General features: G+C 57.8%; 24 protein-coding genes. 12 read left to right on the top strand and 12 right to left on the bottom strand.

The genetic code is table 11. The annotated features are described in order from the left end of the window. Positions 1 to 18 precede the first annotated feature (18 nt). Genes cobA through ACTQ3R_RS06010 form a run of 5 tightly spaced genes read right to left on the bottom strand, consistent with a single transcriptional unit; the run spans position 19 to position 4,857 of the window. Positions 19 to 1,500 (bottom strand): uroporphyrinogen-III C-methyltransferase, encoded by a 1,482-nt coding sequence (gene cobA, locus ACTQ3R_RS05990; protein WP_441778242.1) that lies wholly within the window; start codon positions 1,498 to 1,500, stop codon positions 19 to 21. Beyond that, complete coding sequence (locus ACTQ3R_RS05995) at positions 1,497 to 2,117, bottom strand: precorrin-2 dehydrogenase/sirohydrochlorin ferrochelatase family protein (RefSeq protein ID WP_441778243.1); 621 nt, start codon at positions 2,115 to 2,117, stop codon at positions 1,497 to 1,499. The genes cobA and ACTQ3R_RS05995 overlap by 4 nt, the downstream gene beginning before the upstream one ends. 11 nt (positions 2,118 to 2,128) lie before the next feature. After that, positions 2,129 to 2,896, bottom strand: a complete 768-nt coding sequence (locus ACTQ3R_RS06000) for an ABC transporter ATP-binding protein (protein WP_441778244.1) — start codon at positions 2,894 to 2,896, stop codon at positions 2,129 to 2,131. Beyond that, complete coding sequence (locus ACTQ3R_RS06005) at positions 2,889 to 3,908, bottom strand: FecCD family ABC transporter permease (protein WP_441778245.1); 1,020 nt, start codon at positions 3,906 to 3,908, stop codon at positions 2,889 to 2,891. Before ACTQ3R_RS06005 ends, ACTQ3R_RS06000 begins: the two co-directional genes overlap by 8 nt. Further along, entirely contained in the window at positions 3,871 to 4,857 is a 987-nt protein-coding gene (locus ACTQ3R_RS06010; RefSeq protein WP_441778246.1) for an ABC transporter substrate-binding protein, read from the bottom strand. Before ACTQ3R_RS06010 ends, ACTQ3R_RS06005 begins: the two co-directional genes overlap by 38 nt. A gap of 288 nt (positions 4,858 to 5,145) precedes the next feature. On the opposite strand from ACTQ3R_RS06010, the gene ACTQ3R_RS06015 reads away from it, so the two are divergent. After that, positions 5,146 to 6,327 carry a cation:proton antiporter gene (locus tag ACTQ3R_RS06015; RefSeq protein ID WP_441778247.1) on the top strand — a complete coding sequence of 394 codons (1,182 nt, stop codon included), beginning with the start codon at positions 5,146 to 5,148 and terminating at the stop codon, positions 6,325 to 6,327. A 108-nt stretch (positions 6,328 to 6,435) separates the two neighbouring features. On the opposite strand, the gene ACTQ3R_RS06020 is transcribed toward ACTQ3R_RS06015, so the two are convergent. Together ACTQ3R_RS06020 and glpK are read right to left on the bottom strand one after the other, a co-directional pair. Next, positions 6,436 to 6,705, bottom strand: coding sequence for a hypothetical protein (locus ACTQ3R_RS06020; RefSeq protein ID WP_441778248.1), 270 nt, complete (start codon positions 6,703 to 6,705; stop codon positions 6,436 to 6,438). A 12-nt stretch (positions 6,706 to 6,717) separates the two neighbouring features. Next, positions 6,718 to 8,211, bottom strand: coding sequence for a glycerol kinase GlpK (gene glpK, locus ACTQ3R_RS06025; RefSeq protein WP_441778249.1), 1,494 nt, complete (start codon positions 8,209 to 8,211; stop codon positions 6,718 to 6,720). A 155-nt stretch (positions 8,212 to 8,366) separates the two neighbouring features. Here glpK and ACTQ3R_RS06030 point away from each other — a divergent pair, with 155 nt between their 5' ends. From ACTQ3R_RS06030 to ACTQ3R_RS06050, 5 genes are all read left to right on the top strand, one after another. After that, positions 8,367 to 9,683, top strand: coding sequence for a collagen-like protein (locus tag ACTQ3R_RS06030; protein ID WP_441778250.1), 1,317 nt, complete (start codon positions 8,367 to 8,369; stop codon positions 9,681 to 9,683). A 63-nt stretch (positions 9,684 to 9,746) separates the two neighbouring features. Continuing rightward, positions 9,747 to 10,844, top strand: a complete 1,098-nt coding sequence (locus tag ACTQ3R_RS06035) for a tetratricopeptide repeat-containing glycosyltransferase (protein WP_441778251.1) — start codon at positions 9,747 to 9,749, stop codon at positions 10,842 to 10,844. Between the two features lie 136 nt (positions 10,845 to 10,980). Beyond that, entirely contained in the window at positions 10,981 to 11,601 is a 621-nt protein-coding gene (locus ACTQ3R_RS06040) for a hypothetical protein (RefSeq protein ID WP_441778252.1), read from the top strand. A gap of 150 nt (positions 11,602 to 11,751) precedes the next feature. Then, a complete protein-coding gene (locus ACTQ3R_RS06045) occupies positions 11,752 to 12,597 on the top strand; it encodes a transketolase (RefSeq protein ID WP_441778253.1) in 846 nt (281 codons plus the stop codon). Position 12,598: 1 nt separating this feature from the next. Then, positions 12,599 to 13,540 (top strand): transketolase family protein, encoded by a 942-nt coding sequence (locus ACTQ3R_RS06050; RefSeq protein ID WP_441778254.1) that lies wholly within the window; start codon positions 12,599 to 12,601, stop codon positions 13,538 to 13,540. Positions 13,541 to 13,632: 92 nt separating this feature from the next. On the opposite strand, the gene glsA is transcribed toward ACTQ3R_RS06050, so the two are convergent. The 4 genes from glsA to dpsA all read right to left on the bottom strand — a co-directional run bounded on the left by glsA (position 13,633) and on the right by dpsA (position 17,196). Beyond that, positions 13,633 to 14,559, bottom strand: coding sequence for a glutaminase A (gene glsA / locus ACTQ3R_RS06055; RefSeq protein ID WP_441778255.1), 927 nt, complete (start codon positions 14,557 to 14,559; stop codon positions 13,633 to 13,635). Positions 14,560 to 14,688: 129 nt separating this feature from the next. Continuing rightward, positions 14,689 to 15,621 carry a LysR family transcriptional regulator gene (locus tag ACTQ3R_RS06060; protein ID WP_441778256.1) on the bottom strand — a complete coding sequence of 311 codons (933 nt, stop codon included), beginning with the start codon at positions 15,619 to 15,621 and terminating at the stop codon, positions 14,689 to 14,691. A gap of 102 nt (positions 15,622 to 15,723) precedes the next feature. Continuing rightward, positions 15,724 to 16,302: a dipicolinate synthase subunit B gene (locus ACTQ3R_RS06065; RefSeq protein WP_441778257.1), complete on the bottom strand. Its 579-nt coding sequence runs from the start codon at positions 16,300 to 16,302 to the stop codon at positions 15,724 to 15,726. A 21-nt stretch (positions 16,303 to 16,323) separates the two neighbouring features. After that, positions 16,324 to 17,196, bottom strand: coding sequence for a dipicolinate synthase subunit DpsA (gene dpsA / locus ACTQ3R_RS06070; protein WP_441778258.1), 873 nt, complete (start codon positions 17,194 to 17,196; stop codon positions 16,324 to 16,326). A gap of 490 nt (positions 17,197 to 17,686) precedes the next feature. On the opposite strand from dpsA, the gene ACTQ3R_RS06075 reads away from it, so the two are divergent. From ACTQ3R_RS06075 to ACTQ3R_RS06100, 6 genes are all read left to right on the top strand, one after another. Further along, positions 17,687 to 19,075 carry a sigma-54 interaction domain-containing protein gene (locus ACTQ3R_RS06075; RefSeq protein WP_441778259.1) on the top strand — a complete coding sequence of 463 codons (1,389 nt, stop codon included), beginning with the start codon at positions 17,687 to 17,689 and terminating at the stop codon, positions 19,073 to 19,075. 280 nt (positions 19,076 to 19,355) lie between these two features. Further along, entirely contained in the window at positions 19,356 to 20,543 is a 1,188-nt protein-coding gene (locus tag ACTQ3R_RS06080) for a thiolase family protein (RefSeq protein ID WP_441778260.1), read from the top strand. Between the two features lie 37 nt (positions 20,544 to 20,580). Then, on the top strand, positions 20,581 to 21,447 hold the full coding sequence (locus ACTQ3R_RS06085) for a 3-hydroxyacyl-CoA dehydrogenase family protein (RefSeq protein ID WP_441778261.1): 867 nt from the start codon (positions 20,581 to 20,583) through the stop codon (positions 21,445 to 21,447). 30 nt (positions 21,448 to 21,477) lie between these two features. Continuing rightward, positions 21,478 to 22,275 (top strand): enoyl-CoA hydratase/isomerase family protein, encoded by a 798-nt coding sequence (locus ACTQ3R_RS06090; RefSeq protein ID WP_441778262.1) that lies wholly within the window; start codon positions 21,478 to 21,480, stop codon positions 22,273 to 22,275. Positions 22,276 to 22,321: 46 nt separating this feature from the next. Then, positions 22,322 to 23,326 carry a TAXI family TRAP transporter solute-binding subunit gene (locus ACTQ3R_RS06095; protein WP_441778263.1) on the top strand — a complete coding sequence of 335 codons (1,005 nt, stop codon included), beginning with the start codon at positions 22,322 to 22,324 and terminating at the stop codon, positions 23,324 to 23,326. A gap of 131 nt (positions 23,327 to 23,457) precedes the next feature. Next, positions 23,458 to 23,940: a hypothetical protein gene (locus ACTQ3R_RS06100; RefSeq protein WP_441778264.1), complete on the top strand. Its 483-nt coding sequence runs from the start codon at positions 23,458 to 23,460 to the stop codon at positions 23,938 to 23,940. 693 nt (positions 23,941 to 24,633) lie between these two features. Here ACTQ3R_RS06100 and ACTQ3R_RS06105 read toward each other — a convergent pair. After that, a complete protein-coding gene (locus tag ACTQ3R_RS06105) occupies positions 24,634 to 26,109 on the bottom strand; it encodes an Lsa family ABC-F type ribosomal protection protein (RefSeq protein WP_235398761.1) in 1,476 nt (491 codons plus the stop codon). Positions 26,110 to 26,145 lie beyond the last annotated feature (36 nt).

The following is a 26,145-nucleotide window of genomic DNA, read 5'->3' on the forward strand; positions in this document are numbered from 1 at the left end:
TGGGAGCAGGGGGATATTTTATGGGATTTTTGAGGCCGCGTGGCGGCACACAGCGTCCACCATGGCGGAAACAGAGGGAGTGGAAGCGGTGAGAAAGGGCCTGCCGGTCCATGTCTTCAGCCGCTGGGCGGTCACTGGACCTATGCACACCGGGACGGTGCCCTCCGGCAGGACAGAGAAGCGGCTGAAATAGGCATCCACCCCCTGGGCGCTGCCGAAAAACAGGTAAGAGAGGGATGGGAGCGCCTCCTCAGAGGCGGTGGTCTCCACCGTATAGAGGGGGATTTCCTGCACGGACATGCCGTGCTCCCGCAGCAGCCGGGGTAAAATCTCTGCCCCCAGCTCGGAACGCAGAAGGACACATTCTGTCCCAGGGGAGAGGGCCTTGCACAGGGCATCGGCCAGGCCGGCACTGGTGTGCTCCGCCGGGCACAGGTCGGGGAAGAACCCGTGCGCTTCCAGGGCCCTGCCGGTGGCCGGACCGATGACGGCAAAGGAGCAGGAGGCGAACCGGCGCAGATCAAGCCGCTTCCGGCAAACCCGGCGGAAAAATTCCTCCACCCCGTTGGCGCTGGTAAAGACCAGCCAGCGCCGCGTCCCATCGCACAGCCGCTGGGGGTCAAAGAATGGTGTGCGGGGCTCCACCTGGGACTTCATCACAGTGTGGACAAGGGCGCCCTGCTGCTCCAGAAGGGGGCGCAGCTTGTCCTGAATGGCACCGGTTCCGGTCAGACCAACCGCAAGCCCCTCCAAAGGCCGGGAGAGAGGGGAGGTCAGGTTCAGGGCGGCCACCTCGCCCACCAGAATGACCGCGGGGGGCTCCACCCCCGCCTGGGCCGCCTTTTGGGCAATAGTGGAGAGGGTGCTGCGCACCGCCATAGGCTTTGGGGCGCAGCCCCCGGAGATCACGGCCGCCGGAGTGCTGGGGTCTTTCCCCGCCTCCATCAGCCCGCGGGCCAGCGCCTCCATCCGGGACAGGCCCATGAGAAAGACAAGAGTGCCCGAGAGTGCTGCCAGCTTGCTGAGATCCTGAGGCAGACCGTCGGCAGCGGTGTGGGCGGTAATCACATGAAAACTCCGGCTGAGCCCCCGGTGGGTCACGGGAATCCCCGCCTCGGCGGGAATGGCCACGGGAGAGGGGATGCCGGGCACCTCCTCACAGGGGACCCCCGCTTCCCTCAGGGCCAGCATCTCCTCGCCCCCCCGGCCGAAGACAAAGGGGTCGCCTCCCTTCAGCCGGGCCACCCGTTTGCCCGCCTGGGCCAGACGGACCAGAGTCTGGGAGATCTCCTCCTGGGGAGCAGAGTGCTTCCCCTGGCGTTTGCCCATGTAGAGTTTCTCTGCCTGGGCCGGGACGGCGGAGAGCAGGGCGGGGTCGATGAGATCGTCATAGACCACCACATCGCAGCTTTGCAGCAGACGCAGGCCCCGGAGGGTGATAAGGTCCCACCGGCCGCACCCGGCCCCGATCAGATAGACGTACCCAGTGTGTTCGCTCATGGTTTCTCCTCCAGCTTTCGAACAATCTCAGTTCGTTCCTCAGGTGTAAGGGGGCGGCAGCGCTCCATACAGGCGGCAAAGAGGGCCTTCAGGATGGCCTCCCGCTGCTTGAGCTGGGGCACCGTTTCTTTGACAGCCAGCCGCTCCCAGGCCAGATAATCCAGGATTTCCTCCATCTGTCCGGGAATGAGAGCGGCAAAGCGTTCCTTCCAATAGATGGCCGCTGAGGGACTGTCCCCGCCGGTGGAGATGCCTACGGACAGGCTTCCACGCTTGATGAGGCAGGGGAAGAGGAAGGAGCTCTCCTGCTTGTTGTCCACCACATTCACCGGGATGTTCCGCTCCCGGCACAGGCGGGAAAACTGGGCGTTCACCGTCCGGTCCCCTGCGGCGGCGATGACAAAGGCCCGGCCCTCCAGGTCCTGGGGTTGGGCGGCCCGGCGTAGGATAGTCAAGCCGGGAATTTCCTCCAGCTCCGGGCGGATGTCCGGGGCGATGAGGGTGAGCCGGGGGGAGTAGGGCAGCAGTTTTTCTACCTTGCGAAGGGCCACGGTACCGCCCCCTACCACCAGGCCATCCGCCCCGGCGATATCAATAAAAAAAGGGAAATATGCCATGGCGTCCTCCTTTACCGGGGGAGAGGGGAGCAGTAGTACTGCCAGCCCTCCTCCGTGTTCATCCGGCCCACCCGGACCTGAAAGACCTCGTCCAGCACCCCGCTGAGAAAGACCTCCTCTGGAGAGCCCAGAGCCCGGAGAGCCCCTCCGGACAGCAGGGCGATCCGGTCGCAGCCCCGCAGGGCCAGACTGAGGTCATGGAGCACCAGCACCACCGCCCGGCCCATAGCGGCAAGCCGCCGGGCCAGGGCCATTACCTCCAGCTGGTGGCTGATGTCCAGAAAGGTGGTGGGCTCGTCCATGAAAATGGTCTGGGTGTCCTGGGCCAGGGCCATGGCCAGATAGACCTTCTGCCGCTGGCCGCCGCTGAGCTCCTCCATCAGCCGGTGGCTGAGGTCCGCCGCGTCCGCCCATTGAAGGGCCTGGTCGGCCATCTGGTAATCCTCGGGGCGGTAGCGCCGGGGGTAGGACAAATAGGGAAAGCGGCCGTGGAGCACCATGCGCCGGGCAGTGATGCTGGGTACACTGCGGCTCTGGGCCAGGTAGGCGGCCCGCTGGGCCACATCACGGGGGGGGAGGGTGCTGAGCGGTTTGCCGTCCACCAGCACCTGGCCCCCCTGAATGGGAATAAGACCCAAAGCGGCCTTCAGAAGGGTGCTTTTGCCGCAACCGTTGGGGCCCAGTACCCCAGTGACCTGTCCGGGCGGGAAGGCTAGGGAAATGTCGGAAAGGACGGGAGTCTCGCCATACCCCACAAACAGGTTTTGCACTTCAACCACGGTGGCGCCCCCCTCTCTGCCGCAGAAGCAGCCAGATAAAGAAGGGACCGCCCAGCAGGGACATGAGAATGCCTACGGGCAGTTCATAGGGGGCAAAGAGCAGCCGGGCCAGCAGGTCGCATCCGCACAGCACCGTCCCGCCGCCCAGGGCACAGGTGAGCAGGAGCGCTCCGCTTTCCTCTCCCACCAGGCGGCGCATGATGTGGGGGACCATCAATCCCACAAAGCCAATGAGGCCGCAGAAGCTTACCGCCGCCCCGGCCAGGACCGAAGCAAGACCCAGGGCCACAAGACGCAGCTTTTTCGCCCGCAGACCCAGAGCCTGGGCCTGTTCCTGGCCCAGGGTGAGAAGGTCCAGCTCGTTGTGCAGGGACAGGGACAGCAGCAGAGAGGGAAGGATGAGCAGGGCGGCGGGCTTAAGCTGGCGCAGAGATACCCCGTCCAGCCCGCCGATGCGAAAGTCGGAGTAGCCGTTGAGGGACTCGGGGACAAAGGTGAGGATGGTGTCCACCCCGGCGCTGAAGATACCGGAAATGGCAAGGCCCGCCAGCACCAGGGTGAGCCGGGAGGCCCCCGTGCGCTCGGCAATGGCCAGCACGATCACCGCCCCCAAAAAGGCCCCGGCAAAGGCGGCAAAGGGGACTGCGGTCAAATGGGTGGGGGCCAGGGCACAGCACAGGGCCGCGGCCAGGCCCGCCCCGGAGTTGACCCCGATGGTGCTGGGGGCGGCCAGGGGGTTAGAGAGCACCACCTGGACGATGACCCCTGCACAGGCCAGCGCAGCCCCGGCCAGCAGCCCGGCCAGGGTGCGGGGCAGGCGCACATAGAGGACAATGCGCCGGACAACAGTGTCCGCCGGGTCAAAAAGGCCCTGGAGCACCTGGCCGGGGGCAATGGCCTCCGGCCCCAGCAGCAGGCTCAAAGCTCCCACGGCCAGAAAGAGCCCCAGCAGGCACAGCACGATGAAGTTGTGATTACTCCTCTGGATAGAGGATGTCCGCAAGCTTTTCATAGGCCTCTCCCCACCGGGCATTTGGTTTGACGTTGTAGAGCTGCTGGTCCATGTAGTAAAGCCGCCCCTCCTTCACCGCGGTGAGGCTGTTCCAGGCGGGGTCGGACAGCAGGGCGTTCTGAAGGGTGATCTCGGCGTCGGTGGGATCGGAGCCCTGGAGGACTACAAAGATGTACTCCGGGTCACAGGCCAGAATGGTCTCCATGCTCAGGCTCTCCAGCAGGGAGGTCTCGCTGTCGGCGATGTTCACACAGCCCAGGTCAGCGAGCATTTCGCCCAGAACGGTGTTTTCGCTGTTTTTCACCTTGCAGCTGGAGCCGGTGGCCCGGACATAGAGCACGGTGGGATTGCTGCCGTCGGCGCGGGAGCGTGCGGCATCGATCTGCTCTTGCACCGCGGTGCCGTGCTGTTCATAGGCCTCCGTGTCCCCGGTGAGCTGGGTGCAGATGTCCAGCATGCGCAGGTAGTCCTCATAGGAGCTGATGTCAAAGCAGGCCGCAGGGATGCCCAGCTCGTCCATCAGGTCCATGAGCTCCACATCGGCGGCGGTTTTGGTGCTGCCGATGACAAAGTCCGGGTCGGCGGCCAGGAGGATCTCCTGGCTGGGGGTCTTCACTGCCCCCAGATTTTTGACCTCCTCACCGAGCCCCAGGTCAAACTGGGTCCAGCTGTCGTCGGCGGCGGCCACCAGGGTGTCCTTCCCCCCGGCCAGGCACCACACGTCGGCAAAGCTGCCGATGAGGGCGGCCACCCGTTTGGGGGAGGAGAGGGTGACCTCCCGCCCCAGATCGTCGGTAAAGGTGACGCTCTCTCCAGCGGGGGTACTTTGGGCGGCGGAAGCGGAGGCGGAGGCCCCGGCAGAGGCGCTGGGGGCGCTCTGTCCGGCACAGCCTGCCAGATTCAGCGCCAGGGCGGCGCACAGCAGGGCGCAGATCAGCGTTCGTTTCATGATGATCCTCTCATTTCCAATTACAAGAATAGCCCGTGGCTTGTCCCAGGGCAAAGGAATATCTCATTTTACCATGAGCCGCTCTGCCGTGCAAGGGGATGACCGTGGACGATAAGCGCCGGAAACGGCAGAAAAAGAAAAGGGGACAATTTTCCTCACAAAGGAAAGTGAAACGGGAAATTTCCTGTGGAAATGCTGGTTGACTTGTGAGGGTCAGGTGATTATAATGCTTGAAGTCGGCCCGGAGCAATGGCTTCCGGACGACTTCTTTGATTTTTGGAGGGAATTATGGAATCGTATACCTTTTTGCTGCTTTTAGCCATCATACTGCTCTCCACCAAGGTGCTGGGCCTGGCCACCGAGCGAATCCAGCTGCCCCAGGTCCTGGGTGCGCTGCTTGCCGGTATCATCCTGGGCCCCACGGGCTTCGGTGTGCTGGAGAGCACGGACTTTCTGGTCAAGACGGCGGAGATCGGCGTCATCATGCTCATGTTCACCGCCGGTATCGACACGGATATGAAGGAACTGAAGGCCACCGGTGTACAGGCCTTTGTGGTGGCCCTTTTGGGCGTTATTTTCCCCATGATCCTGTGCGGCGGGGTGTATCTGATCTTCTTCCCCGAGCAGTCCAGCGCCATGGCCATTTTGAAGGCCAGCTTTATGGGCGCGGTGTTTGCTGCCACCTCCGTGTCCATCACGGTGGAGACCCTCAATGAGATGGGCAAGCTGAAAACCAAAACGGGAACAGTGCTCTTGAGCGCCGCCCTCATTGACGACATCCTGGGAATCATCGTGCTGTCCTTCCTCAGCGGCTTCAGCACCGGGGAGTCCAACCCCCTGGAGGTCATCACCCACATTGTGCTTTTCTTTGTGTTTGTGCTGGTGGTGGGCCTGGTGGTGCGCAAGCTCTTCGGCTATATCGCCGAGGAACACTGGCACAGCCGCCGGGTGGCGGTGTGGGCCCTGGCTTTCTGTTTGCTGATGTCCTATGTGGCCGAGGTCTGGTTCGGCGTGGCCGACATCACCGGCGCCTACTTTGCCGGCCTCATCCTCTGCAATGTGACCAAGGCCCGGCAGTTTGTGGCCAAGAAGTTTACCGTCACTGCTTACATGGTCTTTACCCCCGTGTTCTTTGCCAACATCGGTATGATGACCAATATGCGCAATATGAACTCGGAGATTTTATTCTTTGCCCTGCTGCTCATTGTGGCGGCGGTGATCTCTAAGATTATGGGCTGTGGCCTGGGGGCCAAGCTGTGCGGGATGTCTGGACACCAGTCCCTGGTGGTGGGCATCGGCATGGTGGCCCGGAGTGAGGTAGCTCTGATGGTGGCCCAGAAGGGCCTGGACTCCGGCCTGATCCCCGAGGTGGCCCTGCCCGCCATTGTGCTGAGCATTGTGGCCTCGGCCCTGGTGACCCCCATTCTGCTGAAGATCGCGGTGGGGAAAAATCCTGTGGCGGAGCTTTAACAAATCAGATTTTATTTGATTCCACTGCCTGTGGGCAGCGGAACGCCTTGCCAAAGAACTAAAAAATCCCATCCGTTCGATAACGGATGGGATTTTTTGTAGCCTTATTTACCCTTCGTTAAGCATTTTGGCCTGTTCCTCCAGCCAGGCGGTGGTCTGCTGGAGGCCTTCCTCGGTGACGGGGAATTGTGCGGTGGAGAGAATCTCGCTTAAGTCCATACACAGCGGCCCCCGCCACAGCTGGACGTTCAGCCGGGGCTCCTCCTCCCCCTCGGGCTTTTCAGGCTTGATAAAAAAGCGGGCCAGGCCCTTGCTGCCGTACCAGCTGTTGCCGTTCTCCCAAAAGAGGAGGGTGGGCAGCTCAATGGGTTTTAACATGGATGTGCCTCCTTATGTGTGCTCTTCCCAGTCAAGGCTGCGCCCCACCGCCTTGTGCCAGCCCCGGAGGAGCTGCTCCCGCCGGGCCTGGTCCATGTGGGGTTCATAGTTCTGGGAGAGAAGCCGGCGCTGACGCAGCTCCGAGCGGTCCTTCCACATGCCCACGGCCAGCCCGGCCAGACAGGCTGCCCCCAGGGCGGTGGTCTCGGTGATGGCGGGGCGGTGGAGGGGCTTATTCAAAATGTCCGACTGGAACTGCATGAGGAACTTGTCCCGGCTGGCTCCTCCGTCGGCGTTGAGGGCGGACAGGGGGATGCCCGTATCCTTTTCCATGGCCTCCACCAGGTCATAGACCTGATAGGCGATGGACTCCTGGGCGGCCCGGATGATGTGCTCCCGGCTGGTGCCGCGGGTAAGGCCCACCAGGGCGCCCCTGGCATACATGTCCCAGTGGGGGGCACCCAGACCGGTAAAGGCGGGGACCAGATAGACGCCCCCTGTGTCGGGGACCTTGGAGGCGTAATACTCCGCGTCTCTGGATTCGGTAATAAAGCGCAGCTCATCCCGCACCCACTGGATGACCGCCCCGCCGACAAAGACAGAGCCCTCCAGGGCGTACTCCACCTGGCCGTTGAGGCCCACGGCAATGGTGGATACCAGGCCGTTCTGGCTGCGGCACAGGCGGCTGCCGGTGTTCATCAGCAGGAAGCAACCGGTCCCGTAGGTGTTTTTGGCCTCGCCCGGAGCAAAGCAGGCCTGGCCGAAGAGGGCGGCCTGCTGATCCCCTGCGATGCCCGCAATGGGCACCTCCACCCCCTGGAGGTTGACGGTGCCGTAGATGGCGCTGGAGTCCATCACCTGAGGGAGTATGGCTTGGGGAATGCCCAGCTTTTCACAGATGGAGGCGTCCCAGCATAGCTTCTCAATGTCAAAAAGCATGGTGCGGCTGGCGTTGGTGTAATCGGTGACGTGGGCCTTTCCGCCGGTGAGCTTCCACACAAGCCAGCTGTCCACTGTGCCAAAGAGAAGCTCTCCCGCCTCTGCCCGCTGCCGGGCCCCCTCCACCTGGTCCAGAATCCACTTGATTTTGGTGGCGGAGAAATAGGCGTCGATGAGAAGGCCGGTGTGGGTCTGGATGTAGTCGGTGAACGCCTGGTCTTTCTTCAGCTCCTCGCACAGTCCTGCCGTGCGCCGGCACTGCCAGACAATGGCGTTATAGATGGGACGGCCGGTCTGTTTATCCCAGACGATGGTGGTCTCCCGCTGGTTGGTGATGCCGATGGCGGCAATGTCCTCGGGGGCGATGCCCGTCTGGGCCAGAGCCTCGGTAAGGACGGAGTACTGGCTGGACCAGATCTCCATAGGATCGTGTTCCACCCAGCCCGGCTTTGGGTAAATCTGGGTAAATTCCCGTTGGGCCACTCCCACGATCCGCTGATCCCGGTCAAAGATGATGCACCGGCTGCTGGTGGTACCCTGGTCCAGGGCGACGACATACTGCTTCACGGCGCGCTCCCCCTTTCTTGTCCCCTATTATGACAGAAATCTTTGGCTGTGTAAAGGCTGGACGCACCCATGTGGGCGGGGAACATAGTATGGAGTGTGGCGTACCCAGAGGATGGGCATGGCCACAACCATCAACTGTGAAGAAGGAGCGTTTTATGAAACGATGCTATGCTTCTGAGTGGGAGCAGAGCCGCAGAGACGGGGTCGTGGCCTATCTGAGCGGAAACAGCGGCTGCGGCTGCAATTCCGGCTGCGGCTGCAATTCCGGCTGCTGTCCCACTCCGCCCATGCCTCCGGTACCTCCCTGCCATGGGCACAATCCCTGCCCCTGTCCGGATCCCTGCCCCCGTCCGGACCCCTGCCCCAATCCTTGGCCGGTGCCTCCCTGCCCAGGCCCCAACCCGGTGCCTCCCTGTCCTGGTCCCGGTCCCGTACCTCCCTGTCCCGGTCCGGTGAGCGGTCCCACCGGACCCACCGGCCCTGCCGGTCCCACCGGACCCACTGGCCCCCAGGGCTATCCCGGCCCCAACGGCGCCACCGGACCCACCGGGCCTCAGGGGATTCCCGGCCCCAACGGCATCCCCGGTCCCACCGGACCCACTGGTCCCCAGGGACTTCAAGGCCCCACGGGCCCCACTGGTCCCACCGGGCCCATGGGAGAGGGGTTACAGACGGTGACTACCTTTGTTCCCGGCACTCCCTATGCTCTGGGCGATTTTGTCACCTATAACGGAAGCCTGTACCGGGCCCGGATCGGAAACCCCACCGGCACACCGGGCAGTTCTGCAGATTATGAGTTGGTTTCTGTCCAGGGTCCCACTGGCCCCACCGGGCCCCAGGGAATCCAAGGTGCCACTGGACCCTCCGGCCCTGCCGGTGTGACCGGTCCCACCGGACCTACCGGCCCTGCCGGAGTCACTGGTCCCACTGGTCCCACTGGCCCTGCGGGTACTGGCGCCACCGGTCCTACTGGTCCCACCGGGCCTCAGGGTCAGGCTGGAGCGGATGGCCCCACTGGCCCCACCGGGCCGGAAGGCCCTGCCGGTGCCCAGGGACCTGCGGGTGCGGAGGGCGCCACTGGTCCCACCGGGCCTACTGGTCCTACCGGTCCCACGGGTCCCCAGGGTACCGCTGGAGCGGAAGGCGCTACCGGTCCCACCGGCCCTGCTGGACCCCAGGGGGCTAAAGGTGATACCGGCGATACGGGTCCTGCGGGTCCTGCCGGCGCGAAGGGTGATACTGGCGAGACCGGTCCCACTGGCCCCACTGGGCCGGAAGGCCCTGCCGGTGCCCAGGGACCTGCGGGCGCGGAGGGTGCCACCGGTCCCACCGGTCCTACTGGCCCCACCGGCCCGAGCGGACTGCTGGCACGGGCGGCGGCGGTGCCCAATGCCACCAGCACCAGCGACGTGGTCACGGCCTTCAACCAGTTGCTCTCCAGCCTGCGCGCGGTAGGCATCCTGGCCGAATAAGTTCGTGTAAAACCTGCAGCCGGCGCCCCTTCGGGGGTGCCGGCCCTTTCAAAGGGGGGACTTATGAGTCAATATAAGGTTTGGGTCTATGCCATCTGTAAAAATGAGAGTCAGTTTGTAGACCGGTGGATGGATTCCATGTCCGAGGCGGACCAGGTGGTGGTGCTGGACACCGGGTCAGAGGACGACACGGTGCAGCGGCTGAGAGCGCGGGGGGCACAGGTCACGGTGGAAACAATCGTTCCCTGGCGTTTTGACGTGGCCCGAAACCGCTCCATGGAGCTGGTGGACGAGGACGTGGACATCTGTGTGTGTACCGATCTGGATGAGGTCTTTCATCCCGGCTGGCGGGAAAAACTGGAGCGGGCCTGGGTGCCGGGGGCAGGGCGGGCCAATTACCGCTATACCTGGTCCTTTAACGCGGACGGGTCAGAGGGGGTGACCTTCTGGTACGAGAAGATCCACGCCCGCCGTGGCTACCAATGGGTCCATCCGGTCCATGAGGTGCTGGAATGGACGGGCGAGGGGCGGGAGGGCCCCATGGTGCGGGCGGAGGGCATCCAACTGGACCACCACCCAGACCCGAAGAAGTCCAGGGCACAGTACTTACCTCTTCTGGAGCTGTCGGTGAAGGAGGCTCCGGAGGATGACCGGAACGTCCATTATCTGGGGCGGGAGTACCTCTACCGCCGCCGGTGGGACGACTGTATCCGCACGCTGAAGCGCCACCTTACCCTTCCAAAGGCCACCTGGCGGGATGAGCGGGCGGCCTCCATGCGCTACATTGCCAAGGCCTATTGGAACAAAGGGGAGAAGCTGGAGGCGAGGGACTGGTACCTTCGGGCGATCACTGAGGCCCCCCACCTGCGGGAGCCCTATATGGATCTGGCTTTTATGCTCTATCTCCAGGGAGAGTGGGAGGGAGTGCTGTATTTTACCGCCTGTGCCCTGGCCATCACCGAACGGCCGGCCAGCTACATCTGTGAGGCCGAGGCCTGGGGCAGCCTTCCCTATGATCTGCGTGCCATGGCCTACTACCGCACCGGAGCCTATGCCCAAGCGGTGGAAGAGGTGAAAAAGGCGCTGGAAAAGGAGCCGGGCAATGAGCGGCTGCAAAAAAATCTGGTTTTGATGGAACAGAAACTTCAGAAAACGTTTTAGGAAAGTTCATATTGGAGCCATGATTTCTTCACGGATGTCGGGTATGATGGCACCTACCGACGGGGACACCCAGGTGTTCCCCCGGTCCGTCCCCTCCACTCCGGGAGGGGCGGCGTCCAAGAAAGGAGAACAAACGATGAAACGAATGCTAGCCATCACCTGCGCCGGCGCCCTGCTGCTGGCCCTGACCTCCTGTTCCGGTGGGGAGAAGGAACCTGCCTCTTCCTCTGCGGGCGGCAGTTCCAGCTCCATTTCCAGCTCAGCCTCCAGCTCCGGCGGCGATATGAGCAGTGCGGGAAGCAGCGCTTCCGCTTCCCAGCAGGAGACGGAAAGTGTCAGCCTCTACATAGGAAGAGACGGCGACTTTTACGTCTATACCCAGGAGATTTCCGGGGAGGTCACTCCTGAGTCCATTATTCAGAGCATGGCCGAACTGACCGGCTGGAATCTGGATGTGGTGAGCGCCGTGGAGGGCAACGGAAAGATCGTGGTGTCCTTTGCCGAGACCAGCGCTTTGTATGTGGGTCCTCCCCAGGAGCAGAAGGAGGAGTTCCATGTCCTGGATGCCAGACAGCTGGACCAGACCATTCTGGACAGCATCAAGAGAACGCTTGAGAAGTGGGTCGGCACCGAGGACGGCACCGTTGAGGTCTATTTCACCGCCGCGGATGGCGGGGATCTGGTGCTGGAGGACATCGGCGTGACCATCTCTGCCGACGAGGCCTATACCGCTTTCCCCTCAGGCGAGGCACAGTAAACGCACAAGCAAGACCCGTCCTGCCACGGCAGGACGGGCTTTTTTTGTGCGCCCTCTTGTAATTTTAACGGGCCTGTTTTATAATGATTTGTAACCAATTTGGCCGTTTTCTATAGGAGAACGATATCTTTTGATGAAAGGGAGAACGCTATGACAGCCAGCGAGAAAAAGCAGCTCATGGTGACCGCCTGTAAGGTGCGCATGGGAGTCATTGAAGGCACCTACGGCGCCAAGGCGGGCCATCCCGGCGGAAGCCTGTCCGCCGCGGACCTGTTTACATACCTCTATTTTAAAGAGATGAAGGTGGACCCCAAGAACCCCAAGTGGGAGGAGCGGGACCGTTTTGTCCTCTCCAAGGGGCACACTGCCCCTGGGCTGTATGCCGCTCTGGCCAACCGGGGCTTCTTCCCTGTGGAGGATCTGCCCACCCTGCGCCATATCGGCAGCTACCTCCAGGGCCACCCCAACATGAACCAGACCCCCGGTGTGGATATGTCCACCGGTTCTCTGGGCCAGGGCATCTCTGCTGCAGCCGGTATGGCTCTGGCTGCCAAGCACAAGGGAATGGACTGCCGGGTGTATGCCCTGCTGGGAGACGGTGAGATCGAAGAGGGCCAGGTGTGGGAGGCCATGATGTTCGCCCACCACTATAAGCTGGACAACCTGTGCGTGATCATCGACAACAACGGCCTGCAGATCGACGGTAGGATCGACGAGGTCATGAGTCCCTATCCCATCCCCGAGAAGCTGCGTGCCTTTGGCTTTGAGGTGGCGGAGATCGACGGACACGACTTTGACCAGATAGAGGCCGCCTTTGCCAAGGCCCGCCAGACAAAGGGCGTGCCCTTTGCCATTGTGATGAAGACCACCAAGGGCAAGGGCGTCAGCTACATGGAGAACCAGGTGGGCTGGCACGGCAAGGCTCCCAACGATGAGGAATATGCAATTGCCATGAAGGAGCTTAAGGCTCAGCTGGCGGAACTGGAGGCGATGTAAGATGGCAGATGTGAAGAAGATCGCGACCCGCGAAAGCTACGGCAACGCTCTGAAGGAGCTGGCCGCGGAGCACGAGGACGTTATTGTCTTTGACGCGGACCTGGCCGGAGCCACCAAGACGGGCACCTTTAAGAAGGCCTATCCCGACCGCCACTTCAACTGCGGCATTGCCGAGGGCAACATGATGGCAGTGGCCGCCGGGGCCTCCACCATGGGACTGGTGCCCTTTGCCTCCAGCTTTGCCATGTTCGCCGCCGGGCGCGCCTTTGAGCAGGTGCGCAACTCCATCGGCTACCCCCACCTGAATGTGAAGATCGGCGCCACCCACGGCGGCATCTCCGTGGGCGAGGACGGAGCCTCCCACCAGTGCTGCGAGGACTACGCCCTGATGCGCTCCATCCCCGGCATGGTGGTCATGTCCCCCGCCGACGACGTGGAGGCAAAGGCCATGGTAAAGGCCGCCTATGAGCATGTGGGCCCGGTCTATATGCGCTTTGGCCGCTCCGCCGTTCCTGTGTTCCACGACGAGGCCAACTATACCTTTGAGATCGGCAAGGGCGAGGTCCTCCAGGAGGGCACCGACGTGGCCATTATCGCCAATGGCTTGATGGTAGCCGAGGCGATGGAGGCCGGAAAAGTTCTGAAGGAGGCCGGAATCTCCGCACGGGTCATCAACATGGCCACGGTGAAGCCTCTGGACGAGGAGCTGGTGCTGAAGGCAGCCCAGGAGTGCGGGAAGATCATTACCTGCGAGGAGCATTCCATTCTGGGTGGTCTGGGTGAGGCCGTATGCGGTCTTGTGAGTGAGAAGTGTCCTGTTCCCGTGCGCCGCATCGGCGTGAACGACGAGTTTGGCCACTCCGGCCCCGCCGCCGCCCTGCTCAAGCAGTTCGGCCTGTGCGCGGAGCACATTGTGGAGGTCGCAAAGGACTTCTGCAAGTAATGGATCAAATGGGGGCTGCCGCCTTGAGGACGGCGAGCCTATACAGAATGAAAAACGCCTGTGCCCCATGGGGCACAGGCGTTTTTTGTTCTTCAGCGGCGGGCTTCCGGGTCAAAGATGTGCAGGTGAAGTGCCCGAGACAGGCTGCGCAGCACTTGAATTCCGGCCACGCTGTTGCCCTTGCCATCCAGGGCGGGCCCAAAGATACCAATGCCCATGCGTCCGTCTACCACCGACAGGATGCCGCCCCCCACGCCACTTTTGGAGGGAATCCCCACCTGGACGGCAAAGGTGCCGGAGCCGTCGTACATCCCGCAGGTGAGCATAATGGTCTTGACTACCCGGACGGTGTCTGGAGACAGCAGCCGCTCCCCAGTGGCAGGGCACACCCCGCCCCCTGCCAGCATAAGCCCCAGACCGGCCAGGCTCTCTGCCGTGACGCTCAGAGAGCACATGCGCACGTAGAAGTCCAGGGTGCGCTCCACATCGCTGCGGATGACCCCGGTGTTTTCCAGCAGGTAGGCGATGGCCCGGTTCCGGGAGATGTGGGACATCTCCGAGTGGTAGACCTTCTCGTCCAGGGTGATGTCCGGGTCCATGCACAGCTTCCTTGTGAAGGCAAGCATCTCCGCAAAGGAGATTTTGGGCTCCAGGTAGCTGTCCACAGCGATGGCACCGGCATTGATCATGGGGTTGCTGGGGGTGCTGCCTACTGCCTCCAGCTTGCCCATGGCGTTGAAGGCCTCGCCCGAGGGCTCCATGCCCACCCGCTCAAAGACGGTGTCAAAGCCGCACAGCTCCAGGGCGGCGGCCAGACTGATGACTTTTGAGATGCTCTGAATGCTGAAGCGAACGCCGGTGTCTCCCGCGCAGCAGCGCTCCCCCTCGCGGGTAAAAATACAGGCCCCCAGCTGGTGCGGGTCCATCTTGCCCAGTTCGGGGATATAGGTGGCGGTCTGTCCCAATTGGGTGGCGGGCCGTGCGGCATCCACGGCCTGAGAAAGAATGGTCTGGATCATGGCAATTCTCCTCCTTATGCATGGGGTCTTCCTGATCCAAAGCATACCAGAAAAGGGGCTGGTTGTATAATACGAAAGAGTTTTGACGGCTATTAAAAAAACGGATAGCGAACACCGCTATCCGTTGGGTCAGTTGAGACGTGTTTTGACGTTGTCCAGAAATTCCCGTGTGATCTCTGACAAAGTCTCCCCCTCCATGGTCACATAGCCAAATTCAAACAGAAAGTCACAGCCGCTGATGGGCACCGACATGGCCTGATAGCCTGCCCCCTGCATCTCAAAGTCGTGGATGCCGATGGAGTAGAAGTCGCTCATGGAGATCAGGCGCATAAGGGACTCCCGGTTGGACAGGTAGATCACCTTGCTGCAGCGCTCCTCCCGCAGGCCGGGCAGCTGGGCCTCGAAAAGGCTGTGGGTCAGGTCGTCATACTGGCCCAGATAGCGGATCATCCCGTAGGGGGCCAGGGCGGCGAGGGTAATGGGCTTGTGCTGGAGCACCAGGGGGTGGTGTTTGGACAGGACGATGTGGGGCTCCACATAGGCAAGGCTCCGGTAGGCCATCCCTTTGGCACTGAGCAGCTTTTCCAGCTCCCGGCGGCGCTTGCTGTCAAAGTGAAAGATGCCCACCGTGGCCCGGCCGGAGAACACATCGTCGATGACCTGTTCCGGGCTGCCCTCGAAGAGCCGGTGGGAAAAGGCAGGGCGGTCCCGGTATTTGAGGACTACCTCGATAAAGCTTTCCATCACATGGGAAAATTGGGTCATGGACACAGACAGGTGGTCGGGCTGGTCGGATTCCGGGGGAGAAGACCGGCGCAGACAGCGCATTTCCTCCAGTACCCGTACGGCGTGGGTGAGAAATTCCTCCCCCTCAGGGGTGAGGGTGACACCTTGGTTGCTGCGGTTGAGGAGAAGGTAGCCAAATTCATTTTCCAGGTCGTGGATCATCTTCCCCAGGTGAGGCTGGGAAATAAACAGCGCCTGGGCCGCTTTGTTGATAGAGCCCAGCTGGGCCACCTTAATAAAACATTCTAAATGCTTCAGGCTGATGTTGTATTGCATGGACGCTTCCCCCTCCGTTCCATGGGCATGGGCCTAGGTTGGTCAGGGGAAATTATATCATTTTTGGGTAAAAAAATCCACCGCTTTGCCGGGAAAGCTCCTTTACTGCCGCAGCAGCAGGGGCTGGAGCTGCTCGCCTTGGAGGGCGGCCTGGGCAGCGTCCGCCACCTGGGAGAAATCGGCCACCAGGGAGGTGGGTTTTTTCACCGGGTCGTCCTGACCGAAGGGGACAAAGTAGATGTACTTGCGGCCCAAAAGGGCGCCGATGGAGGGGGCAGAGGCGGCCAGGCCGTCGTTGGTGGAGGGGGCAATGAGCAGGGGGCGCTGGTTGCGCAGGTGGGCTTTGGCCGCCATGGTGACGCTGGTGTCGGTGATGCCGGCGGCCAGCTTGCCAAGGGTGTTGCCGGTGCAGGGGCAAATGATGAGCAGGTCCAGCAGCTTCTGGGGGCCGATGGGCTCGGCAGCCTTGACGGTGGAGATGACCCGGTGGTCACAGATGCGTTCCATCTCCCGCATCAGGTCGTGGGCGTTGCCGAAGCGGGTGTCCGTGTCAGCTACGCACTGGGACACGATGGGGACCACATGGGCAAACCGGGCTTTTACCTGCTCCAGGGCCTCCATGGCCCGAGCATGGGTGCAAAAGGACCCGCACAGGGCGAATCCAATGGTCTTGTCTTCCAATTCAACTCTTCCTTTCCGCGCTTAGTAGTCCAGCTCGTGGAGCATGTTATAGATGGTAGTTTTGATGGCGGCTCCGGCGGTGACAGGGGCCACCTTGCCGGGCAGGGACAGACACCAGATGACGGTGCGCCCCAGTTCTCCCGCGGCTCCCAGGTCGACCCCGCCGGGTTTGGAGGCCAGGTCCAGAATGAGGCAGTCCTCCTTTGTCTCGGCCAGTTCGTCCCGGCCCAGCAGCTGGGTGGGGACCGTGTTGATGACCAGGTCACAGCCGCACAGGCAGTCCTTCAGCTGGGATAAGTGCTCTGCCCCCAGACCCATGGCCTGGGCCCAGGCCAGCTGGTCGTATTTCCGGGCGGCCACGGTGACCTTGGCTCCCAGGGACTGGAAGCGCTGGGCGGTCAGCCGCCCCACCCGCCCAAACCCGATCACCAGCACCCGCGCGCCGTGGATGGTGATGGGCAGGTGTTCCATGGCCAGCTGGAGAGCACCCTCTGCGGTGGGCACTGCGTTGGCCACGGCCAGCTCCTCCCGTGCAAAGTAGTCCCGAAGGGTGAGACCACGGGCCTGGGCGAAGGACTGGACCTGGGGGTCCAGCCGGCCTCCGCAGAGAAATTGCCCTGGGGAGAGCCGGTCCAGGATGTCCTCCAGGGGATGGTCGGCGGCGGAGAGCGGGGCGTTGAGCAGTCCCTCTCCTTGGGATACGGGAAGGGGAAGAATAACACAGTCAGCCAGGGGGATGGACAGGGGATTGGACTGGGGGATGGGGCCGGACAGGTCCTGAACCAGGTCCAGGGCATAGGTATAGACGGTGTGCCCATCTTGACTGAGCAGCTGAGCCAGCCTGGCCTGGCGCTGGTCACCGCCCACCACCCAGATATTCAGTTCGTGTTTCATGGGAATGTACACCTCCGGAACCGCCCGGCAGGGCGGCGGGTTTCTGCTTTATCCTATGCGGGGGAGCGGCGGGGGTGAAAGGGAGGAGAAAAACCGATCAAAGATGCTGGCAGGAAAAAGCGTCCATCTGGAAACGGAAGCATAATAAAAATGAAAAGAGCCTGTTCCCGTTGAACAGACTCTTTTCAAAATCAGTTTTGCCCGTTGGAAGCCATAAAAGGGGAAATTCAACAAAAAAGCACCAGAGAAATTGTTGCTCTTTGTAAAAAGAGATAAATTTCTTGAATTATTAAAAACTTTTTAGTAAAATGATGTCAAGTAGTATTGGGAAAGAAATCCAAATCAGCAGGGAAATCATTTTGGAAGCTCCGGCAGCAGTTTGTCCATGAAGATGGAATGGAGTGATGGAAAGCAGAAGAGCGGAACTTCATGACAGAAAACATGGGAAAAGCAATTTCGTGTGGCGTACTGCAGAGAGAGGAGAAAAGAGATGAAGAATATTGACCCTAAATATTTTAACTCCAGTATATTTCGATGGTTTAACATGCTTCAGGAAGGAATCGTCCTGTTGGATGAAAATATAAATATTGTATTTGTCAACGATGCCTATTTAAATTTGACTGGGCTGAAAGAAGAAAACCTGATTGGACAGTACATGCCCAAAATCAGGCCTGGCGCTGTTTCACCGGAAGTATACCGCAGTAAAATTGCAAAATATAATTGCTACCGCAATGTAAATGGGACCGTTACTTACGCGGATGTCATTCCTTATGTTGACAAGGGAGAGGTCGTTGGCGGACTGGTGGTCTTGCGGGATATGCACCAAATCAATGACCTGTTCAAAGTGATCAACGAGAACGAAAATAAGATTCAGCTATTAAATGAACGCCTGGGGGCGCTGTTTCGTACTCGTTATGAACGAGATGGAATTGTCGGCATGGATGCGGATTATTGGCGCATTGCGAAGACAGCGGCTACCACCAACAGTTCCGTTTTGCTCATTGGAGAGAGCGGTACAGGAAAAGAAGTGGTGGCCCAGATGATTCACAATCTCAGTGCGCGCAGCGATAAGAACTTTGTGGATGTGAACTGTGCGGCAATTCCGGAGCAATTGATGGAAAGCGAGCTGTTCGGGTACGTTTCGGGCGCGTACACAGGTGCAAGTAAGCAGGGCCGTATGGGGCTGTTTGAATTAGCCAACCATGGCACGCTGTTTTTGGATGAGATAACAGAAATGCCACTGGCCTTGCAAAGCAAATTGCTGCGGGCTTTGCAGGAAAAAACCATCCGCCGTTTGGGGGATAACCGAAACATTCCCTTGGATGTGCGCGTCATTGCCGCGACCAACCAGTGCATAGGAGATGCATTGGCAGAACATCGGTTCCGAAGTGACCTATACTATCGATTGTCTGTGTTTGAAATTGAAATTCCGCCGCTGCGGCAGCGGAAGGATAACATAACAGAATATGTCAATCTGTTCATTGCCGAGCAGAAGCAGAAAAAGAATATTGCCTTTCGGATTGTGCCGGAGGTGCTGGGATATTTGTTGAAATATCCCTGGCCGGGTAATTTCAGGCAGCTTAAAAATGCTTTGGAATATATGTGTGAAGTCGCGGTGGATGGAGTCATCACCGTAGATTCTCTGCCGCGGTATGTATTGGCCCAGGAGGAGACCTTGACCCAGACCGAGGGGGCTGCGGCAATCTCTCCGTGGAATGGTTTGACCCTCTCACAAGTGGTAATGGAGGCAGAACGAAACGCGTTGGAAGGCGCGCTTCAGAAATTTGGGACGGATGTCCGCGGAAAACAGAAAGCAGCCCAGTCACTGGGAATTTCGGTTGCGACACTCTATAATAAGCTCAAACGGTATGGAATGTGATCGAAGGGAGAAGCGGCGGGAATGATACAGCAAAATTCTAAATTCTTAGAAATTTGCCGAGTAAAAATATATAAATTCTTATAAATTAGAAAAAAGTATTGCGTTTTTCGCTTGAAATATTGCGGGATACGCAATGCTTTTTTGTGCAAAAATTACAAATTCAATGGGACCAGGTGGGCTATGTCCACAAATTTTTTTGACCTTATCAACGTTGGTATCGCAATTGCTTTTAATAAATGGCAGTTCCTGATTTAAAAAAGCCAGAAGGAGAGTGATCGCGGTGCAAGAAGTGTATATGGTCAGTGCTGTGCGAACAGCCATTGGGGTGTTTGGCGGCAAATTGAAAGGAGTCCCTGCCCATCGTTTGGCGGCTAATGTTCTGAAGGAAGCAGTTGCCCGAGCGGGGATTGATGCAGGCTGCATTGACGAAATTATTGTCGGCGAAGTACGCAACGGTGAAGTTTCCAATATGGCGCGTGTGGCCCAATTGCTGGCGGGTTTCCCCAATACGATTCCCGCATATACCGTAAATCGGCTGTGCGCATCCTCCATGCAGGCATTTAAATGCGGCTTCCAATCTATCCAGAGTGGAGACGCCGACGTTATTTTGGTGGGCGGAGTGGAAAATATGAGCCGGGCCCCTGTTTACATCAACGGCGATCGGTTTGGCCGGGAGCCGCTGACGCTCATCAATTCCGGAACCGACAGCGGACGCAGCTCCGTGCCGCCTGAGCTGTATGGACGTGACCTGTCTATGCTTTTGACGGCACAGAACGTGGCAGACCGATATGGGATCTCACGAGAGGATCAGGACCTTTTTGCATATCAGAGCCAGCAGAAATGTGCCAAGGCGCTGGCCGAGGGGAAGTTCAAAGATGAGATCATTCCCATTGAGTATACAGAGGGGAAGGAGCAAAAAATCTTTGATGCCGATGAGGGCCCTCGTCCCGGCATTACCATGGAGAAGCTGCAGAAATTAAAGCCGCTTTTTAAGGACGGCACGGTGACAGCGGGAAATTCCTGCGGCCGGAACGATGGCGCTTCGGCAGTCGTGCTCATGTCGGCCCAAAAGGTTAAGGAATTGGGCGTTAAGCCGATGGCAAAGGTGATTGCCAGCTCTGCCAGCGGTGTGGATCCTGAGATCATGGGAATTGGGCCGATTCCGGCGGTGCGTAAAGTGCTGAAGACGGCAGGTTTGTCCCTGGAGGATCTGGATCTGATCGAGCTCAATGAGGCGTTTGCGTCCCAGTCGCTGGCCGTGATCCGTGAGCTGGGCCTGAATACAGATATCTTGAATGTCAATGGCGGAGCCATTGCCCTGGGGCACCCGCTGGGAAATTCCGGTGTGCGTCTGCTTGTGACATTGGCTTATGAGATGAATCGCCGTGGATCAAAGCGGGGTCTGGCCACCATGTGTGTAGGCGGCGGACAAGGCATGGCCACGATTATCGAAGCTTCTGACCTATAAATCAAAGAAAACATGAAAAAAGAAAGGCTGGAGAATCATGCGCTTAGAAGACGTAAAGAAAGTAGCAGTTATTGGAAGCGGAAACATGGGACGGCAGATTGCCCTCAACACTGCGAAATATGGTTTTGTTGTGGTGCAGTATGATATCAGCGAGGAAGCCCTGAACAAGGCGCAGGAATGGGCGGAGAAATATCTGGAAGGGCGCATTGCCAAAGGCCGCATGACCGAAGGTGAAGTGGAGGCCACAAAGAGCCGCATTTCCTATGAAAGTGACCTGACAAAGGCCGTGTGCGATGCGGATGTGGTCATTGAAGCGGCGGTGGAGAATCTGGAGCTGAAGAGAAACATCTTTGCACAGCTGGATAAAATCTGTCCCGCGCGCACGATTCTGGCCACCAACAGCTCCAGCATTGGAAGTTCCAAGCTTGCCAGCGTGACGGGGCGGGCCGATCGCATAGCCAACATGCATTACTTCAACCCTGCCATGGTCATGGAGCTGGTTGAGGTGGTCATGAACCCGGATACCTCTGAGGAAACGGCTGAGCTGATCATGGAACTGTGCCGTGCCACTGGAAAGACGCCCATCCTGCTGAAAAAAGAGATCCACAGCTTTGTGGTCAGCCGCCTGATGGACGGTGTGTTCAAAGAGGCCTTCTATCTGCTGGACCAGGGCATTGCAACCGTGGAGGAAATTGATATCGCCGCGGAAAAGGGCCTGGGGCATCCCATGGGTCCCTTCCGCCTGCTGGATCAGATCGGTATTGACGTAAGCTATAATGTTCGCGCAGAGCATTTTAAGGAGACGGGACTTGAGGCAGACCGTCCCAGCCACCTGCTGGAAGAGAAGGTAAAGGAAGGGAAACTTGGCCGGAAGACCGGAGAAGGGTTCTATCGGTATCATTGATTTTTGCGGGAGAAAGGATGCAGAAAGGTGATGTTTATGGAAACGTATGAGAACTATACCCGCTTGCTGATAGAGGTGGAAGAGGATGGCCTTGCTATTGTGACCAACAACAGGCCGGAGATGAGAAACGCGCTGGATCCGGTGACGTACGGCGAGTTCAAACGGGTGTTTATGGCCCTGGACGAAGATCCCCGTGTGCGTGTGATCATTTTGACCGGTGCAGGTGACAAGGCATTTGCCAGCGGAGCGGACTTAAAGGTGCTGCGGGACCGCCCGTTCCTGGAGGCGCTGGATGCGGTGGTGCAGGGGACGTTCAATGTGATTGAGAACGTCAGCAAGCCTGTGATTGCCGCCATTGAAGGATATGCGCTGGGCGGAGGCTGTGAGCTTGCAATGGCATGCGATATGCGCGTCGCCTCTAAAAAGTCTAAATTTGGGCAGCCGGAAACCAAGTATGGCATTATTCCCAGTGCGGGTGGAACCCAGCGCCTGCAGCGCCTGGTGGGCTTTGGAAAGGCCAAAGAGCTGATTTTGACCGGGGATATTATTGATGCGGAAGAGGCATGCAGGCTGGGACTGGTCAACAAAGTGACGGAAAATGGGCAGGCGCTGGAGGGCGCCAAGGAAATGGCACGCAAGATCATTGAGCGTGCTCCGCTGGCCACCAAGATCGCAAAGGCCTGCATCAATGTGGGGGCAAATACCGATCTGCAATCTGGGCTTTGGTTTGAGAAATATGCACAGGCAGTTGTGTTTGCGACAGAAGATAAATATGAGGGGACCAACGCGTTCCTGGAAAAACGCGCCCCGGTATTTAAAGGAAAGTAGTCCCCGGACAGTGGCGTAAATATTGAATTTGAAAGGAGCTTTACTGATGAAACGGAGAATTGTTGCTTTGCTGCTGGCGCTCAGCTCTATCTTTACCCTGGCTGCGTGTAATGGAAATCAAGAAACCGGCAGTGCAAGCGGCGCTGGGTCCTCCCAGCTGCTGACCATCGGTACCGCGACAACGGGCGGCGGCTGGTTCCCCATGGGCGGTGCATTAGCCAGCGTGCTGACCAAATATATGCCCAATACTACGGTTACTGCCATTGCGACCAACGCCTCGCTGGAAAACCTGACTTCCTTGGAGGGGAAAAACCTGGAGCTCGGTATGGCCAACTCTGACGTGGTTTATCAGCGGCTGAAAGGGATCAACGGCTATGATCCGTTCCAGGAGGAGCTTGCCACGCTGTTTATGATGGACGAGATTTATGTGACTGTGGTGGTCCCCACCGACTCTCCCTATAAGACCTTTAAGGACCTGAAGGGCAAAAAAGTGGGAACCGGTACTGCGGGCAGCGGATTCTATTTCATGGTAGAGGCCATTTTGGAATCTTATGGATGGACGTATGATGATATTATTCCTTACCAGGCCAGTAATGGCGACCAGGCGGATGCCCTGAAGGACGGCAACATTGATGCCTACTGTGTACTTACCCCCGGTAAGTATGGCCCCTCTGCAGGTTTCGTTGAACTGATGACTACCTTTGATTGCCGGCTGCTGCCCTTTGATGAGGAACAGCTGACCGAGCTGCCCAAGGAGAAGCCTTTCTATAACGGAAGTGAAATTCCGGCTGGCTGGTATGAGGGCCTGGAGGAAGCTGTGCCTACGTTCTCGGTCAATACCCAGCTGTGTGTGCGCGCCGATATGGACGAGGAACTGGCGTACGAGATCGCCAAAACCGTGTTTGAGCATGTGGACGAGTTGGCCGAGGTACATCCCAACTGGGGCGGCCTGACGCTGGATTTGGGCTGTACCAACATGATCCTGCCCGCGCATCCCGGTGCACAGCGCTACTACGAAGAGCAGGGTAAAACTGTGACTTATCTTGAGTAAAGATTGACCGCTTCCAATGTTTATCCCCTCCCCGTGGAGGGGAGGGGATAAACACGTTTCAGTATGGCAATCAGGATGGATGCTGTACGGTTGTGAAAGCTTGGGAAGATCGAAAGGAGTGATCTCGGCCTATGAAATCATCATCGCTTCTCCAATATGTGTGTAAGGAGAATAATCTCAGTGGATGGAGAGGATATTGTACCATTCCCTTGGCAATTGTATGTTCCCTTTTTTTCCTCTATACTTCGTTTTTTGGTTCTTTCCCGAATATTCTTCAGCGCTCCGCGCTGATTGTAATGGCATTTCCCATGATTTTTTTGATGAAGCCCTTCCATAAGAACAAAGTCGTTGCAAATATTGTGGATATTTGCCTGATTGCAGGTACCTTAGCGAGTATTGGATATATCCTTTATGATTTTGAAGGTATGGGGTGGCGCGTGGGCAATCCCAGCCAGTGGGACATTTTGTTCGGAATTGTGCTGGTTGTTGCGGTGATTGACGGTACCCGGCGCATGATTGGCTGGACATTGCCTGTGCTTTCCATTCTCTTTTTATTATATGGTTATTTCGGACAGTCGATGCCTGGACTGCTGAGACACCGGAGTTTCACATAATTAAAGATACCACACCAATCCCATGCTGACTTTTGCTCAACCGATACAGCCGGAGGGCTGGATAACAAGAAAAGGCGGTATGCGCCCCGTGGAGGGGTAGCGTACCGCCTTTTCTTGTGGGGGTTTCCAAAGGGGGCAAAGCCCCCATTTGGCACACGACTTTGCGAAGCAAAGTGTAGTGTGTTATACCTGCTGGCGTGGCTGACGGGGGAAACGGGGTGCGGTGCTTTTTGCGCCCCGTTTGCTCCGGCAGGAAAACAGGCTGAATTTTTGTGAATGGGAATGAACAAAAAATCGGGCTGGTTTCAGAGAACGGCGGCAGGTATATGAAAGCCCCGTCCCTCGTCCTACGCTCCGACTTGTGGACAAAATGTCCCGAAGCTGTGGCCACACTCCCGGAAAAGTAGCAGGACAGCGGGCAACCGTCAAGGCTGAAATGAACGGTTTTATACCCGGCCTTGACCGCCGCCCTCCGTCCCGCTGAACGGGCAGACAAGGCGGCCAATCCCTCAAAGTGCTTGGCCGCACTTTTTTTAATTTGGGAGCGTTCTCCCTTGCAAAATTGAAATGGGCGGGAAGCCATTTTGTGGCTTTCCCGCCTTGATTACCTTTTGCAAAGACGGGCGGGGCTGTCAACGGCGGCGCATGAAATGCGCCGTTCATCTTGACCGTTGACTGGCTCGGCTGGCTTTGCTATTCGGTAGCCAGACGAATGCTTTTGGTCGCCATGTTATTTCTAAAAGCAAGATCATGTTCTACGAAGATCATGGTAGGAGAAAATTCTCTAATCAGATTTTCAATTTGCATTCGAGAATAGATGTCAATATAGTTAAGAGGTTCATCCCACACATACAGATGCGCTTGTTCACAAAGGCTTTTTGCTATCAACACTTTTTTCTTTTGTCCCGCCGAAAAATCTTCCATTTTCTTTTCAAACTGTATTCGTGAAAAATCCATTTTCCGTAAGATTGCCTTAAACAAACTTTCATCAACACGATTGGCTTCCGCAAACTCTGATAACGAACCGTTCAGCATAGAAGTATCTTGAGGTACATAGGACAATATCATGCCAGAACCTATTGCAACTGTCCCACGATGTTCTATTTGTTGCCCAACCAGTAGCTTTAGAAGGCTCGTTTTCCCAGAACCATTTTTTCCATAAAGGGCAATGCGTTCTCCCTGTTTTACTGTAAACGAGATTGGCTGGCAGACATTTTTGCCGTCAAAAATCGGTACAACATCAGAGAAAGTCACTAAGGTATCTGAAAAATAGAGAAGCGGAGCGATTTTCAAATCTTCTACGGTTTCCAAATTTTTGAGAAGGCCGGACTTTTCCTCGATTGCACGTTGCTGCCGCACTTCGATAGCCTTTGAGCGTTTCATCATTTTGGCAGATTTGTGACCAATATACCCTCGATCAACCGGGCCGTTCCCATATTTTGACGCTTCAATTCGGTCTGACCAGACAGAAGTTCTTTTAGCTGCCTTTTGCATATTATCAATGCTTTTTTTCAGCTTCACATTTTGAGCGAGTTCAAATTCTTGTTGACGCTGGAAGTTGGTAAACCAAGTAGAAAAATTTCCGCTTTGCACTTCGATGTTTGACCGATTGATCGACAGGATATGGTCAACACAGCCATCTAAAAAACAGCGATCATGAGAGACTAAAATGAATCCCTTTTTCCGTTTCAGGTATGCTGAAACGGTTTCTCTGGCTTCCATATCCAAATGGTTTGTCGGTTCATCAATCAGTAAAAAGTGTCCATCATTCAGAAAGAGGGTGGCAAGCAGCACCTTGGTCTGCTCCCCATTGGAAAGCGTAAAAAATGGTCTCCAAAGCACATCATCACGGACTTCCAGATAGGATAGTTCTCTCAACAGCTCCCATTCTTCCGCCAGCGGGCAGACTTCCGAGAGAATGTCCGCAGTTAATCTGTTTTTATTGCTAACAGGGTATGGAAAGTAATCAAATTGCACAGAGGCTTGTATTTTCCCATGGTATTCGTACTTTCCAAGCAGAAGATTTAGAAAAGTTGTTTTACCTCTGCCATTTCTACCAATGAACCCAAGTTTCCAATCTGTATCAATTTGAAAATTGACATTTTCAAAAATGTTATCATAGCTGGATGGATAGGCAAAGGTAAGGTTCTCGACTCGGATCATCGACATATCGCATTCCTCCTTTATTCCGGGGATAAAGAACAT

Source organism: Lawsonibacter sp. LCP25S3_E2, from assembly GCF_052117285.1.
Lineage (GTDB): Bacteria > Bacillota > Clostridia > Oscillospirales > Oscillospiraceae > Lawsonibacter.

Coding starts and splice junctions, on each gene's coding strand:
- cobA (WP_441778242.1), bottom strand. CDS start 1,500: ATGAGCGAACACACTGGGTACGTCTATCTGATCGGGGCCGGGTGCGGC.
- ACTQ3R_RS05995 (WP_441778243.1), bottom strand. CDS start 2,117: ATGGCATATTTCCCTTTTTTTATTGATATCGCCGGGGCGGATGGCCTG.
- ACTQ3R_RS06005 (WP_441778245.1), bottom strand. CDS start 3,908: ATGAAAAGCTTGCGGACATCCTCTATCCAGAGGAGTAATCACAACTTC.
- ACTQ3R_RS06010 (WP_441778246.1), bottom strand. CDS start 4,857: ATGAAACGAACGCTGATCTGCGCCCTGCTGTGCGCCGCCCTGGCGCTG.
- ACTQ3R_RS06015 (WP_441778247.1), top strand. CDS start 5,146: ATGGAATCGTATACCTTTTTGCTGCTTTTAGCCATCATACTGCTCTCC.
- ACTQ3R_RS06020 (WP_441778248.1), bottom strand. CDS start 6,705: ATGTTAAAACCCATTGAGCTGCCCACCCTCCTCTTTTGGGAGAACGGC.
- ACTQ3R_RS06030 (WP_441778250.1), top strand. CDS start 8,367: ATGAAACGATGCTATGCTTCTGAGTGGGAGCAGAGCCGCAGAGACGGG.
- ACTQ3R_RS06035 (WP_441778251.1), top strand. CDS start 9,747: ATGAGTCAATATAAGGTTTGGGTCTATGCCATCTGTAAAAATGAGAGT.
- ACTQ3R_RS06040 (WP_441778252.1), top strand. CDS start 10,981: ATGAAACGAATGCTAGCCATCACCTGCGCCGGCGCCCTGCTGCTGGCC.
- ACTQ3R_RS06045 (WP_441778253.1), top strand. CDS start 11,752: ATGACAGCCAGCGAGAAAAAGCAGCTCATGGTGACCGCCTGTAAGGTG.
- ACTQ3R_RS06050 (WP_441778254.1), top strand. CDS start 12,599: ATGGCAGATGTGAAGAAGATCGCGACCCGCGAAAGCTACGGCAACGCT.
- glsA (WP_441778255.1), bottom strand. CDS start 14,559: ATGATCCAGACCATTCTTTCTCAGGCCGTGGATGCCGCACGGCCCGCC.
- ACTQ3R_RS06060 (WP_441778256.1), bottom strand. CDS start 15,621: ATGCAATACAACATCAGCCTGAAGCATTTAGAATGTTTTATTAAGGTG.
- dpsA (WP_441778258.1), bottom strand. CDS start 17,196: ATGAAACACGAACTGAATATCTGGGTGGTGGGCGGTGACCAGCGCCAG.
- ACTQ3R_RS06075 (WP_441778259.1), top strand. CDS start 17,687: ATGAAGAATATTGACCCTAAATATTTTAACTCCAGTATATTTCGATGG.
- ACTQ3R_RS06085 (WP_441778261.1), top strand. CDS start 20,581: ATGCGCTTAGAAGACGTAAAGAAAGTAGCAGTTATTGGAAGCGGAAAC.
- ACTQ3R_RS06090 (WP_441778262.1), top strand. CDS start 21,478: ATGTTTATGGAAACGTATGAGAACTATACCCGCTTGCTGATAGAGGTG.
- ACTQ3R_RS06095 (WP_441778263.1), top strand. CDS start 22,322: ATGAAACGGAGAATTGTTGCTTTGCTGCTGGCGCTCAGCTCTATCTTT.
- ACTQ3R_RS06100 (WP_441778264.1), top strand. CDS start 23,458: ATGAAATCATCATCGCTTCTCCAATATGTGTGTAAGGAGAATAATCTC.
- ACTQ3R_RS06105 (WP_235398761.1), bottom strand. CDS start 26,109: ATGTCGATGATCCGAGTCGAGAACCTTACCTTTGCCTATCCATCCAGC.